15 protein-coding genes are annotated in these 13,478 nt (G+C 60.8%); all 15 read right to left on the bottom strand.

The features are described 5' to 3' along the window. Positions 1-64 precede the first annotated feature (64 nt). The 15 genes from K8U03_21940 to fliJ all read right to left on the bottom strand — a co-directional run bounded on the left by K8U03_21940 (position 65) and on the right by fliJ (position 13,466). Positions 65-1,147, bottom strand: coding sequence for an EscU/YscU/HrcU family type III secretion system export apparatus switch protein (locus K8U03_21940; protein ID MCE9607558.1), 1,083 nt, complete (start codon positions 1,145-1,147; stop codon positions 65-67). 26 nt (positions 1,148-1,173) lie between these two features. Beyond that, the gene (locus K8U03_21935; GenBank protein ID MCE9607557.1) at positions 1,174-1,980 is read right to left on the bottom strand and encodes a flagellar biosynthetic protein FliR; all 807 of its coding nucleotides are present in this window, start codon (positions 1,978-1,980) and stop codon (positions 1,174-1,176) included. Positions 1,981-2,083: 103 nt separating this feature from the next. Further along, on the bottom strand, positions 2,084-2,350 hold the full coding sequence (fliQ, locus tag K8U03_21930) for a flagellar biosynthesis protein FliQ (GenBank protein ID MCE9607556.1): 267 nt from the start codon (positions 2,348-2,350) through the stop codon (positions 2,084-2,086). Between the two features lie 71 nt (positions 2,351-2,421). Beyond that, entirely contained in the window at positions 2,422-3,222 is an 801-nt protein-coding gene (gene fliP, locus K8U03_21925) for a flagellar type III secretion system pore protein FliP (GenBank protein MCE9607555.1), read from the bottom strand. A 37-nt stretch (positions 3,223-3,259) separates the two neighbouring features. Further along, positions 3,260-4,120 (bottom strand): hypothetical protein, encoded by an 861-nt coding sequence (locus tag K8U03_21920; GenBank protein ID MCE9607554.1) that lies wholly within the window; start codon positions 4,118-4,120, stop codon positions 3,260-3,262. Between the two features lie 49 nt (positions 4,121-4,169). Beyond that, positions 4,170-4,808, bottom strand: coding sequence for a flagellar motor switch protein FliN (gene fliN / locus K8U03_21915; GenBank protein MCE9607553.1), 639 nt, complete (start codon positions 4,806-4,808; stop codon positions 4,170-4,172). 207 nt (positions 4,809-5,015) lie between these two features. Further along, positions 5,016-5,552: a flagellar basal body-associated FliL family protein gene (locus K8U03_21910; GenBank protein MCE9607552.1), complete on the bottom strand. Its 537-nt coding sequence runs from the start codon at positions 5,550-5,552 to the stop codon at positions 5,016-5,018. Positions 5,553-5,645: 93 nt separating this feature from the next. Continuing rightward, positions 5,646-6,323 carry an OmpA family protein gene (locus K8U03_21905; GenBank protein ID MCE9607551.1) on the bottom strand — a complete coding sequence of 226 codons (678 nt, stop codon included), beginning with the start codon at positions 6,321-6,323 and terminating at the stop codon, positions 5,646-5,648. A gap of 26 nt (positions 6,324-6,349) precedes the next feature. After that, the gene (locus K8U03_21900; GenBank protein MCE9607550.1) at positions 6,350-7,123 is read right to left on the bottom strand and encodes a motility protein A; all 774 of its coding nucleotides are present in this window, start codon (positions 7,121-7,123) and stop codon (positions 6,350-6,352) included. A 42-nt stretch (positions 7,124-7,165) separates the two neighbouring features. Next, positions 7,166-7,426 (bottom strand): flagellar FlbD family protein, encoded by a 261-nt coding sequence (locus K8U03_21895; protein ID MCE9607549.1) that lies wholly within the window; start codon positions 7,424-7,426, stop codon positions 7,166-7,168. 46 nt (positions 7,427-7,472) lie between these two features. Beyond that, positions 7,473-9,899, bottom strand: coding sequence for a flagellar hook-basal body complex protein (locus K8U03_21890; GenBank protein ID MCE9607548.1), 2,427 nt, complete (start codon positions 9,897-9,899; stop codon positions 7,473-7,475). 99 nt (positions 9,900-9,998) lie between these two features. Continuing rightward, positions 9,999-10,436: a hypothetical protein gene (locus K8U03_21885; GenBank protein ID MCE9607547.1), complete on the bottom strand. Its 438-nt coding sequence runs from the start codon at positions 10,434-10,436 to the stop codon at positions 9,999-10,001. 68 nt (positions 10,437-10,504) lie between these two features. Beyond that, positions 10,505-12,247 carry a flagellar hook-length control protein FliK gene (locus K8U03_21880; protein ID MCE9607546.1) on the bottom strand — a complete coding sequence of 581 codons (1,743 nt, stop codon included), beginning with the start codon at positions 12,245-12,247 and terminating at the stop codon, positions 10,505-10,507. A gap of 92 nt (positions 12,248-12,339) precedes the next feature. Continuing rightward, positions 12,340-13,023, bottom strand: coding sequence for a hypothetical protein (locus K8U03_21875; protein ID MCE9607545.1), 684 nt, complete (start codon positions 13,021-13,023; stop codon positions 12,340-12,342). Then, positions 13,020-13,466, bottom strand: coding sequence for a flagellar export protein FliJ (gene fliJ, locus K8U03_21870; protein ID MCE9607544.1), 447 nt, complete (start codon positions 13,464-13,466; stop codon positions 13,020-13,022). Before fliJ ends, K8U03_21875 begins: the two co-directional genes overlap by 4 nt. Positions 13,467-13,478 lie beyond the last annotated feature (12 nt).

Below are 13,478 nucleotides of genomic sequence, written 5' to 3'. Positions count from 1 at the left end.
GCACAGCACGCGCGCGTTTCGCGAAGTCGTACGTTATACCGACCGCGCCGACCGTGGGCTACCGTTACGCCGCCGGCCGTTGGGGCATCGTCTTCCCCTTCAGCTGATAGACGTAGGCCATGATCTCGGCGACCGCGGAATAGAGCCCGCCGGGGATCGGATGCCCGACGTCGACCTCTTTATAGAGCGCCTGCGCGAGCGGCTTCTTCTCGACGATCGGGATGCCGTTTTCCAAGGCGATCTGACGAATGCGCTGCGCAAGCACGCCGGCCCCTTTCGCCAGTACGATCGGCGCGGCCATCTTCTCCGGATCGTATTGCAGCGCGATGGCGAGCTCCGTCGGATTCGTCACCACGACGTCGGCCTTCGGCACGGCCGTCTTCAAGCGGTTCTGCACCAGCTGCCGCTGCACTTGCCGACGCCGCGACGCGATCTGCGGATCGCCCTGCATGTTCTTCATTTCGTCGCGCAGCTCTTGCGTCGACATCTTCAAATCTTTTTCGTGCTTCCACCATTGAAAGCCGAAGTCGAAGATCGCCAACAGCGCGAGCGCGGCGGCGATCTTGAAGGTCGTCCAGAATAAGATCGAGACGAGATACGTCGCGATCTGCGGCAAGCTCAAGGCCGTGAGTCCGAGAATCGGCACGATCTGATCGGCCAACTCATGATAGGCCACGCCGACGACGAGCCCGATCTTGAACAGGCCGAACATCAGCTTCACGAGGTTCGCCATCGCGAAGATGCGCCCGAACGCCGACAGCGGGTTGAGCCGGCCGAAGTCGGGCATCAATTTCTCGGGCAACCACAAGAACCCGAACTGTAAGAGATTGGCCCCGACGGCGGCGAGCAACAACAGCCCGAACAAAGGGACGAGCACCTTGCCCAAGCTCATGAGAACTTCGCGCATCTGCGTGCCGACGAAGTCGATATCGGCGCTGAGCCAAGCCTCGCCGCCGAGTTGCAGCGAGGCGAAGCCGCCGAGAAAGTCGACGATCGTCATCCACCATGAATAGAGCAAGCCGAGCGCGACGACCAACACGACCGCCGCGGCTAAGTCTTGGCTGCGCGCAATCTCACCTTGCTGCCGCGCTTCGTCGCGCCGGTGGTCGGTGGCGTCGTGTGACTTTTCGGAGTCGTCGTCGGCCATAAGATTTCGCGAAGAGCCTTATGGTGCTAAGAAGGGCTCGGCGAAGCAGAGGGGCTCGGCGAAGCGACCGGCAACAGCGTTTCCAGCAGCACGTCGATCGTCGGCTCGAGCCGCTCTTGCAGCAACCAGCACGCGCCGCCGATCGTGATCGTGAGGACGCTGAACGTTACCAAGGCATTGAAGCCGAAGCCGAGCGCGAGGATGTTCAACTGCGGCAAGCTCCGGCTGACGAGCCCGAGCACGACGGTCGCCAGCAGCAGCGCAACGGTCGCCGGAGCGGCCGCGCGCACGCCGAGCTCGAAACTTTCGGTGAAGAGATTCACCAGCAACCGCTCGGCTCCGGCCGGCATCACGGCCATGCCGGGCGGGATTGCTTGAAAGGTATTCAACAAGCCGGCCATGAGCATCCGATGGCCGCCGATCAGCATGTAGACCGCGAGCGTGGTGAGGTACAAGAAGTTCGACAACAGCGGCATCGAATCGTTGAAGCTCGGGTTGTAAACGTCGCCGAGCGACATGCCGCTGAGCTGCCCGATCATCTGACCGGTGAGTTGGAACGCCGAAAAAAGAATCATCACTCCCAGGCCGAGCGTCAGGCCGATAAGCGTCTCGGCCGCGAGCATCAGCGTGAGATCGACGATCGACGTCGGGAGCGGAACCCGAGCCACGGACTGCACCGGCACGATCAGCATCGAGATCGCCAGGGCCAGCAGGGCGCGGATCGTCGGCGGAACTTCGCTCGTACCGAACACCGGCGCAAACAGCATGATGCTCGAAGTGCGCACAAGCACGAGCATCAGCAGAATCACGTAAGCGGAAGCGAAGGAAGGCATGGAGGAAAGTCAGAAGGCAGAAGGCAGAAGTCGGAATAGGAGAATATCTCCGCCTCTTCGCTCTTCTCGTTTTGCATTTTGCATTTTTACTTCCGACTTTCTTCTACAGGTTTTCCGGGATCGCCGAGATGAGGCCGATCCAGTAGTCGGAGAGTTGCGTGAGGAGCCAGGGCATCGTGAGGCCGACGACGAGGAACATCGCGATTAACTTCGGCACGAACGCGACGGTCTGTTCTTGCACTTGCGTCAAGGCTTGCAGCAAGCCGACGACGAGCCCGACGATCATCCCCACGGCCAGCGCAGGGGCCGAGAGCACCAACGTCAGGATGACGGCGTTGCGTCCCAAGTCGACGGCGTCTTGAACATCCATGTCCTGCACTCGACCGAAAATAAAAACGAAGCCCTACCGACGCGCGCACAACGAGAGCACCGCTCGCGACGTCACGTAAACGCTTGAAAGCTGTCCATCAACATACCGACGATCAGATGCCAGCCGTCGATCATCACAAACAGCAACAACTTGAACGGCAACGAAATCAACACGGGCGGCAACATCATCATGCCCATCGCGATGAGCACGCTGGAGACGACCATGTCGATGATGAGAAACGGCAAGTAAATCTGAAAGCCGATCAGGAACGCCGTCTTCAATTCGCTGAGCATGAAGGCCGGCAGCAACGCCGAAAGGGGTACCTCGTCGTACGTCTCCGGTTGCTTATCGACCGAGGTATAGCGGAGGAAGAGCCAAACGTCGTCGCTGTTGCCGCAGCGCTCGATCTGCAAACTCATGAACCGACGGATCGGCCCGACGCCCCGCTCGAACGCTTGCTCGACGTTGATCTGATGGTTCGTATACGGCACGATCGCTTGCTCATACGTCTGCGTCCATACCGGCGTCATCACCGCGAGCGTGATGAACAGCGCGAGGGACGTGAGGACTTGGTTCGGCGGAAGTTGCTGCGTGCCGAGCGCTTGGCGCAAGAGCCCGAGCACGACGAGGACGCGGATGAAGCAGGTCGTCATCATGAGCAAGGCCGGAGCCAAGCTTACGACCGTCATCAGAAACATCACCTGCAACGCCGACGTCAGCCCCTCGGGACTGGTCCATTGTTGCGGACCACCGAGCAGCTCCGTCGGCACGGCCAGCTTCGCCGGACTGTTCGACGACTCTTGCGCGAAAGCCGAGACCGTGTATAGCGAAACGCCGGCTAAAGCGATGCCGAAGCAAATCGCCACGAGCAGCGCGCGGAAACCGTGGCGGCGTGTGAAGCGAGGAAGTTTAAACAACGTCGCGCTCCTTCGTTCTCATCGCCGCGGCGCTGCGCGCCGCCGCACGACGCTGCGGCTTCTCGCCGAAGAACTGGTCGACGACGTCGCGGAACGTCTTCACCGAGCTATGCGGATCGTGCTGAGCGCAAAGGCCCGACAGACGATCGACTTCGAGCGGATCGGTGATCTCGGCGATGACGTCGGCGCCGGAGTTCGAGAAACTCACGAGCACCATCTTGTTGCCGACGCGGAGAAGCTGCCCCTGCTGCCGACCGGGAAAAGGGATTCGCCCGAGCGATTCGACCGCTTCGCGCGGCAATAGGCGTCCTTGCTTCGGCAGTCCGCGACGCATGAGCCACGCCATGCCGATGAACAAGCCGAGCACGACGCCGAGGCTCGCCAACACGGTAACGACGCCGGAAAGGCCACGGCTCGTCGTGCTGCGCATGGCGTTGGAATCGGTTCCTGAATTCGCTGCGTTGGCTTTATCTGCGCCGGATTTATTTGCGCCCGCTCTATCCGCACCCGGCAGCGCGAGCTTCTTCGGCGCTTTCGCATCGGCAGGCGTGAGCCCGACGGCCGCGACTGGTTCGGCAACCGGTGCCACAGCAACCGGCGATACTGCGACGGGCGCTGCGGGAGTCGGCAAAGTAAGGAGCCGAGGCTCCGGCGCGGCGGCCGGCGATTGCAATGCTCCGGGCGGTGTAATAGAGGGTGCGAGATACGTGGCCGGCGTCGCTTCCGCGTCACTTCGAACGCCGAACGAAGGAGCGGAAGACTGTTGCGCCAAGGCCGGCGCATGCGCGCCGAGCAGCAGCGCTGCCGAGAGCAACAAGCCGTGAACGAGCGGCGATTTCGCGTTGTCTGCCATGACTATCGCCCCCCTTCTCGCTTCGTGTTCGTCGACGGCCCGACGCCGATCAACCGGCGGCGGCGCTCGCCTCGCTGCTGATGAGTTCGGCGACCCGCACGCAGAAGTTGTCGTTGAGCACCAACACTTCGCCTCGGGCGATGAGCCGGCCGTTGACGTAGATGTCGACCGGATCGCCGGCCAGCTTATCGAGCGGCACGACCGAGCCGCGACGGAGCTTCAAGACGTCTTCCAAGTACATATGCGTTCGGCCGAGCTCGATCTTCAGATCGAGTTCGACATCGCGCACGAGTTCGATCGTCGCGATCTCGGTCGAAGCCGGCGCACCGGCGAAGTCTTCCAACTTGAACGGATTGACGCCGGCCGGCAACGCGTCGTCACCGGCTCCTTGCGCCGAAGCGAGCGCCTTTTCGGCATGGCTGAGCAGCAACTCGATATCGGCCTGCGCGATCGAGTTTTCGCCATGAGACGGACTCGGCACGACCGGCTTAGCGGCCGGTTTCGACACACCGGGCTTCGACGACACGGTCGAGTCGGCATGCGTCGCCCCTGCGCCTGAAGCGTCCGAGGTCGCCGTGGAAGAAGCCCCTGCCGCGGGCGAACCGCCGGGAGCGGTTCCTTCGCGCGCTTGGCGCAAGAGTTCTTCGATCTCGCTCGCGCTGACCTGATTTGATTCGTCGCCGGGCATCGGAATCCATTCCTTTAGCCGAAAGCGTCACGGTCGACGGCCTCACAGCCGCCAACTCTCGACGCGAAACGATCTGAGCGAAGCAACTCGCTAGGACGAAACAGTCGTGCCTGCACCCTCCTGGCGCGATGGCGACTTCGACTGCGCGGACAACTCTGATAACGCCGCTCTTCGCAAACAACAGCTTCGGAAACTACGTTTCCTTCACTACTGTTCTAAGAACGTGAACTCGGAGAACATCACTCCTTCGAGCAACGGCTTTCCGAGCGCCTTGTTAGTTGTCTCTAATATCTTCCGTTTGATCAAGCCCAACCCCGGGTCGGTGAGGTCGTTCATTTCGGCGCTGCGAATGATGCCGTTGACGTTGTCGCGCACCCGATTTTTCTTCGCTTCATACAACGTCTTAAACGCTTCGGCTTTGTCTGCCGGCACCATCCCGAACAGATGGAACTCGACGCGCAACGTAATGCTCGATGCCGGCTGAAACGACGTGATCTTAAATGGCTCCAAATCGACTTCCGAAAGCTCGGCGTCGTGGGCGTTGTGCTCGGGCTCCGGAGGCTTCGCGGCGAGAGCTTCCTGCGCGGCCTTCGCATTTTGCTCGACCGACGGCATCAACATGAACGCGGCGACCCCTTCGCCCGTCACGACGGCGATGACTATCAATGCCGGCAACAGTTTGGAAAGCAGACCGACCTTCGCCGGACCTGCATGCGCCGCTTCTTTTTCGTGAGGAGCTGCCATAACCGTTTACCGCTCGAAAAAACTACGCCATCACGTCACCGATCGACGCTTTCCGAAACAACTCTAGCTTACGGAATCGTCCGCGCCGCTCGCTTAGGGTTTGACGTCGCTGGGGGCTGCGCCGTCGGCATTTTCGTAATCACTGGCATATTCGTTCAATAGAAACGCCTCGACGCGCGAGTTGGCTTTGCGGCGCAAGTAGTCGTCGCCGCTGTAAACCGGCTCGTTTCCGGCCGAAAGCGAGAGCCGGATCCGTTTCGGGTCGATGCCCATCCCTTCGAGCCGGGTCTGCACTTCCCGACAGCGGGCGAAGGCCAAATCCCAATGGTCGGTCAACTGCGAGTCTTTGGGCAACGGCCGGCGCGAGGTGTGGCCGCGGATCTCGATCATCTGCGCTTTGCCTTGAAACTGCTCGGCAATGAGCCGCAACTTCGCAACCTCGTCGTCCGTCGGCGCGACGACGTTTTCGTCGAACAGAATCGTGCCGCCGGCCATCACTTGCCGACCCGGTCGCAGACCTTGCACGAGTGCGTTCGGGCCGAGCGGTGCTTCGACTTTCGCGCCCCTTTGGCGTGCGGCACCCGGTACGTTTTCCTTGTCGTTGCCGAATTGCTTCTGCAGCGCATCGACGGCCGACAATACGCGGCTATCGGTTTTCAGTTCGCTCATCGAAACGAGCATGATGAAGAACGTCAGCAAGAGCGACATCATGTCGCCGTAGGTGACGAACCAATCGGGCAAGCTTGCCGGCGGGTCTTCTTGAAACGCCATACGCGGTCATCTCGATTTCCCGGCGCTCACGCCGCTTTGAAGCCGCGGGTTCGGGCCTTCGGCGGCAAATACATATTGAGCTTCTGCTGGATGACGCGCGGGTTGTCGCCCGACTGGATCGCCATGATTCCCTTCAGCACGATCTCCATCGCCAGCAATTCTTGCTTGTTGAGAAAGTTGAGCTTTTCGGCAAACGGCAGACAGATCGCATTCGCCAAGAGCGCACCGTAGAGCGTCGTCAGCAAGGCCACGGCCATTCCCGGCCCGATCGAATTCGGATCGGACATATTGCCGAGCATGATCACGAGCCCCAACAGCGTGCCGATCATTCCGAACGCCGGACCGTACTTTCCGAGCTGATCGATCAGCCCCTTGCCGACGCTATGGCGCATCGCCTTCGATTCGATTTCCGTTCGCAGCACCTCTTCGATGATCTCGGGCCGAGTGCCGTCGACCGCCATTTGAATACCGAGCACGATAAACGGATCCTTCAGACTGCCGATCTTATTCTCCAGCGCGAGCAACCCTTCGCGACGCGCCGTTTCGGACAGCGACACGAGCGTCTCGATCACAGCCGGAACGTCGGGCAACTGATTGACGAAGACGACTTTATAAACCTTACCGATCGTCATTACGTTCTTCAGCGGATAACACATCAAGAGCGCAGCGATGCTGCCGCCGCCGACGCAAGCCAACGAGGGATAGTCGATAAACGCCCCCGCGCTGCCGCCGCCGGCAAGCACCGCATAGACCATCGCCGCCAAAGCGGTGACGACGCCGAGGATCGACGCGATGTCGATGTAGGGCTTTTTAGGATCCATAGATCACCACGTTTCTGGTACTCAAGCGGCCGCCTCATCGAACAGGGGCGGCAGTTCGAACTCGCCGGTCGCGGAAGCGGCGGCGTGTCGACGCAGCGGCACGAAATGCTTCGAGCGTTGATAGTCGAGCGTCAGATGCAACACTTCGTCCATCGTTTCGCGCACGACGATGCGCTCTCCCTGCAACAAGGTAATGAACGTGTCGGGCCGAGCTTCGACGTAGCGGATCAGTTCCGCATTGAGCAAAAACGGTTCGCCGCTGAGGTTCGTCACTTTGATCATCGTAAAAGGTCTCTTCGTCGAAGTCGGCTATTCGGAAAACGTCGACCTACCGGCGCAAGTTCAGAAGTTCGTCGAGCAGCTGTTGCGCAGCCGTGATGACGCGCGCGTTGCCCCGATACTGCGTCGATGCCGAGATCAGGTCGATGAGGCTCTTGCTGATGTCGGTATTCGATTGCTCGACCGCGCCCGACACGACGGTGCCGATTCCTTGATCGCCCGGCTTGCCAGTAACCGGCAACCCGGAGTTGACCGCGGAGCTGTAGAGATTCTGACCCCGTTGTTCGAGGCCCGACGGATTGGCGAAGCGAGCCAACACGATCTGGCCCAGATCCCGTTCGGTTCCGTTGTCGAACACGCCGCGAATCTTGCCGTCTTCACCGATCAAATAGCTGGTCAACTTGCCGGGCGGGAAACCATCTTGGCGCGTGGCCGAGAGGGTGCTCTTCGTAGCCGAAAGCCCCGAGATTTGCGTGAAGTCGAGTTCGAATTCCATCGGCGAAGTCGAAGGAATGTGCTCGCGCGAGATCGCGACGGAAGAGTTGGACGCCGAGATGAACTTTCCTTCGCCGTCGAACTTGATCGTGCCCGAACCGACCGCGATGTTGTTGCCGACGCGCGGATCGTTGTCGCCGGAGTCGGCGAACCAACGGTAAACGGTTTCCGTACCGGTGCGCGATTCCAAGACGGTCGTCACGCGCACGTTCACGGCGATGCCCAGCGAGTCGTAAGCGACGAAGTCGGCCACGGCGCTTTGGCCCGTCGCTGCTTGCGTCGACGTATAAGCCATGTTCACCTGAGAAGTCGATGTCGATCCGGTCGGCGTGAACTGCATGCCCGAGAGACGAATTTCCAACTTGTTGTCGGCACCCGTGTTGCCGATGAATTGCAGTCGACTATCGGGAGTGATGCTCCCTCCTTCGTTGCCGCTGATCGCCTGAATGCCCATTTCCTCTTCCATGAAGTCGGCGAGGTCTTGCACGTTCGTCGTCGCATCGATCGCCAACGATTTGGCAGTCAACGCCCGATCTCCCTTGCGGCCCGTGAACGTAAAGGTGCCGTCTTGAAACGTAGCGCCGGGCTGAAACGCATGCACGTAGCTGGAGCCGTCGAGATAGACCAAGTCTTTCAGCGAGGTAGTGAGCGAAATCGGGGGTCCGTCGAGATTGATCTTATTCAGATCGTTGTTGATCGACGCATCGCTTTGTCCGTCGATATAGGTCGTGCCTGAGAAACCGGTCGGCAACGTGAGGCGGAATTGCTCGGTCGGCTGGTTCGATGTGTCTCCCAGGCTGCGATAGATGCGCACCTGGTCGTATTCGGGAGATGCCGGCGGCGCGACCGTGGGAGGTTGAGGGATGTTCGTCAGTGCGATCTTCTGACCATCTGCACCGATGGTTTGCGCACCGATCGAAGACACCGGCCGGCTCTCTTGGCCGGTGAGCGAGTTGTACCAAGTGACGTAGTAGCTGTAGCTCGCTCCGGCGATCAGGCCGCTTTCCGTGAGCGGCGGCGTGGTGCCCGCAGCCGCGATATCGGTGTAAGCGGTCGACGTGCCCGCGATGTCCGCGATCTTGTCGTAAGTAAACGGCGAGGTGGTGTCGTCCGTGCGGTAGATACGCGTCGTCGTATAGCCCAACGGCGCGGCCGGAAGCGTGAGATCGACCGAGTTGGTCGTGGGGTTGGTAACCGTAAACGGCCCGATCGGGGTGGAAGCGGTCGACTCGTTCCCGCTAGCGTCTACATAAACGAACTTGTAGCGATAAGTGCCGTCGGGAATCGAGCCGGGAGTGGTGCCGGGAACGGCGCCGGCGCCGGTCGACGGCAGATTCACGATCGAAGTGCTCGGCGAAGTGGTCGGGTAGCCCTTCGAGCCGTCGCTGAAGACGCGCGAGGCGATGATCTCACCCTTGTCCGCCTCGGCAACGGCTCCGGTCGGCGTCAAGGTCCCTTGCAGATATACGTTCTCAGTCGGCTTCGCGACCGCCGCGGAACCCAACGGGATCGTCAACGACTGCAGCGTCGTCGATTGAATTTGGTAATTGTCGTCGATGCCGAAGCCGAGCAAGCGCTCGCCCCCTGCCGAAACGAGCTCGCTCTGCGAGTTCAACTCGAACTTACCGTTGCGCGTATAGAGTTGCTCACCGCTCGAGCTGCGCACGATGAAGAACCCGTCTCCCTGGAGCGCCAAGTCCGAGGGATTGGAACTGATCGCGATCGTTCCTTGCGTGAAGTCGGGACGAATCGCTTGTACCTGCGTACCGAGGCCGATCTGGCGTGGGTTCGTACCGCCGGTGCCGTCGGACGGTGCGGAGCCGAGCCCCAACGTCTGCAAGAACTGCGTCGAAAACAACGCTTCCGACTTCTTGAAGCCGATCGTGTTCGAGTTCGCGACGTTGTTGCCTGCGACGTCGATCATCGTTTCGCTCGCCTGCAAACCGGTGACGGCCGTATTGAATACCGAAGACAAGCCCATGATCTGGCCCCTTTATCGAGCGACGAAGTTAAGTGTGAAGGAATTTGCGATGCTGCCCCGGCATCGTCCGACCGTTGCGTCCGTCGGGCATTCTTGCGTTTAAAGAACCTGCGAAATATTCGAGAGCGAGACTTGATCCAACGACGTACCATCGGCCTTCGGCACGTTGAGATACGGCTTGCCGTCGACGATCGATGCGCTATCGACGATCCCTTGCACGGCCGTTCCGGCGTCGGTGATGCCGATCACTCCTTTGCCGATCAACGAGCCGACGCTCGAAAGATTTTGGCCGAGCAACACCGAGTTCAACGTCGTCGACAAGTTATTCGTCGATTGAATGCTCGAAATCTGGCTCACCTGCTGCAACATCTGCGCATTGTCCATCGGGTTCAACGGATCTTGGTTTTGAAGTTCCGAGACCATCAGCTTGATGTAGTCTTCCGACTTCAAATTGTTGAACTTGTCGACTTGCTGCGGCAGCTTCGAGCGATCGACCTTCGGTGTCGTGCCGGAGCCGACGCTGGTATCGGTAGCCATTCGTGTGCCTCGTTGGTTATCGGATTCGAGTGAGTTCGTTGGTTGTTCACGGTTGAGCTTCGGTTCGTTTAGATCACGACGTTGAGCCGCCCGGCGGTCGTCGGCGTAGTACCGCTTGCGCGCGGGTCGGCCGCTCCGGCATCGACCGTGTCGGCGCCGCGCGGCGCCGTGCCGAAGCCGCGGCGGAGCGATTCTTGCGGAGGATCGTTGCGCCGATCCTGCATGTTCGGCGAGCCGCCGTTGCCGGTGTTCATCAATTCGACGTCGATCCGCTCGACGCGTACGTTCTGTTCCGCCAGCCGATCGCGCAACACGCCGAGGTTTTCGGTCAGCAGTTGCTTCGCTTGCGGAGTCTCCGCCTCGATCCGCGCCGAAAGGGTTCCGTCGGTCATCTGCACCTGCAACCGCAACTGGCCGAGCTCCGGCGGGCTCAAGCGAATCTGCAACTCGCCCCCACGCTCGTGCGTCGTGCGCACGGCACGCGCCACACGTTGCACGAACCTGGCGCGATCGGCGGTCGACAAGCCGCCGCTTTGCTCGACGTCGCTTCCCGTCGCACGGGCCGCAGCCGTTTCGGTAGACAACGCCGCCCGAAACGTTTCGTTCGTCGCCACTCGATCGGGACTGAGCTTCGTCGTCGTGCCGGTCGAATTGTCCGTCCTTCCGGCCGATGGCGTCGTTGCCGCAGAAGCCGCATCGATGCTTGCCGCGGCATCCTGTGCGACGGCCGTCGTCGTTGCGCCGTTGGTCGACGTCGTCGCCTCGACGGCACTCGACAACTGCGCGGCGAAGGTCGCCGCGGTCGAAGCCGCTTCGTTCTTGCCGGCACCGTCGTGCTTTTCTTCCGTCTTCTCCGGCTTGCTCGCCGGCGCGTCGGTCGCGGCTTTCGCTTCGGCAGTCGGTTGCGGAGCTTCCGTCGTCGCGACCTCGGCAACCGCTTCCGTTGTTACGGTCGTCTCCGCGGTCGCAGCGGCCGGCTTCACGTTCTTATCGGATTTTTTCGGAGTCTGCGTGCTGCTCAACTCCGACACGACCGGCGCAGCCGTAGCCACGACGGCAGGATCGACTTCCGGCGTTTCTTTCGTCGCATTCTGCTCAGCTGCGGCGGTTGCTTGCTCAGCCTTGGCCTTCACTGCGTCTTCTTCCGACACGACCGCTTTCGTAGCAGTTGCTTTCGTAGGATCGACGTGACGACCTTTACCTGCGATCGCTACCGTCGGCTTCGCGGTCTCTTTCGCTGCCGCTCGGGCCGCTTCGGCAATGGCAGCCGCGGCGGCGTCTGCTTCGGGGCCCGCTTCTGTCAGCGTCACTTCGTCTTTCGACACTGTATCTTTCGCCGCGGGCTCTTGTACGACCGCCGCAGCGACGACGGCCACTCCGGTCGTATCTTCCCCCTTCTTCTTCTCATGATGTCGATCGGACGAGCCGTGCTTCTTTTTCCCGTCGACTTTCGGAGGAGCGTCCTTGCTTGCTTTCTCGGCGTTGTCTTTCTGCGGCTCGGTCGCGTCTCCGTCGTTTCTCGGAGTCGGGTCCGTCCGTTCTTCGCGGCGCTCGGCCTCGGCGCGCTCTCCCGCTTGGTCGCTACTTGCGGAAGCTGCATCGCGACGATCGTCGCGCTCGTTCCGTTCGGCACGCGACTCCGACGATGACGGTTCGTCGCGGCGTGCGTCGGGCGTGCGGCCGGCCCGTTCGAGATGGTCCTGAAACGACGGCACCGAGCCCGTCGCTCGCTCGTTCGACGACGGTGTCGAGACGATCGGCGCAGGGATTTCCAAGGCAGGCGATGCGGTCGGTTCTATGGCGAAAGGCACAAGCTTCCTCGTCTTCTCGAAGTCAACTCTGGGGGACGACTCTAAAGATGTTCTTCGTTCCGCGCGGCTCGACCGACGGTCAGGCCGCGACGTCATGTTCCTTGCTGTTTGATCTGCTTCGCGGTCTCGTCGATCACGGTCACTTCCGGTTCGCCGGCGCGAATCAAGCGGAGCATCTCGGCCAATTCTTCCGACTCTTTTTCGTTCTTAAACTCCGCCACGATCTTCGCGCGTTTCTCGATCGGCATGCCCGACAAAAGCGAGACCGCTTGCTTCATCTCGCCGCCGTCGAGCATCTTTTGCAGTTGCTCTTTCGCTTGCTTCGGCTTCACGCTCTCCAGCAGCAGGCGGGCATTCTCCAAACTCGCCGCGATGGTTCCCTCGCGCAACATCTTGAGCCGCGTTTCGAAGTCGGCCGTCATCCGTTGATAGCGCTCCGTATCGTCGGCTACTACTCTTTGCATCGACGTCGCGCGCGCCAATTGATTACGCAATTCTTGTTCGCGAAGCTCGAGATCGCGCGACTTTCTCGCGCGGGCCTCGGCAATATCGGCTAACGAGAGTTGTTCGCTATGATCCTTCGTGCGATCCTCTTCGACCCCTTCGCGCAGCGCGAGTAGATCGACTCCTTGAATGACGGCCATAATCTGCCGGAGCTTGTCGTGCGAGAAGCCTCCCTTCAGCGCAACGACGCCGAAGAGGACCAACACCGCCAGCGCTTGCCCTACCAAGAGATAGATGACGAGCGATGCCAAGCCGTTAAAGAGTTTGTTCATCGATCGAACTCCTCTCCGACGCATCTCGCCGCCGCTTCATCGGTGACTTTCATTTCCGCTACCGCCGTCTCCGCGCGATACTCCGCCAGGCGGACTTCGCGCAGCTTCTCCAACACGCGCACCTCGCGATCGGCTTCCAAGAGCGCCAGCCGGCGGCGTTCCAACTCTTCGCCCACTTTCGTGCGCTGCCTTTGCACGTGTTCGATTTCGGCAATGAGGAGCGCTTCGTAGCGCTGCATTCCGAGCATCCGATCGACGTCGACTCGCCCGACTCCGAACGTCTGTTCTCGTCGCGCTTGATGCCGGTCGCGCTCTAAGTCGGTAAGCTGCGCCTGCAGCGCTTCGTCGATGCGCAGCACTTCGGCTAATTGCTCGCGCCGCTCGTCGCGAGCTCCCTCGCGGATGCGTACCAACGTCTGTAAGCGAAACTTAAACGCAGCCATAAAACTCGACGA

This window comes from Planctomycetia bacterium (assembly GCA_021413845.1).
Classification (GTDB): Bacteria; Planctomycetota; Planctomycetia; order Pirellulales; family PNKZ01; genus PNKZ01.
This window is presented reverse-complemented; position numbering and strand designations above follow the sequence as displayed.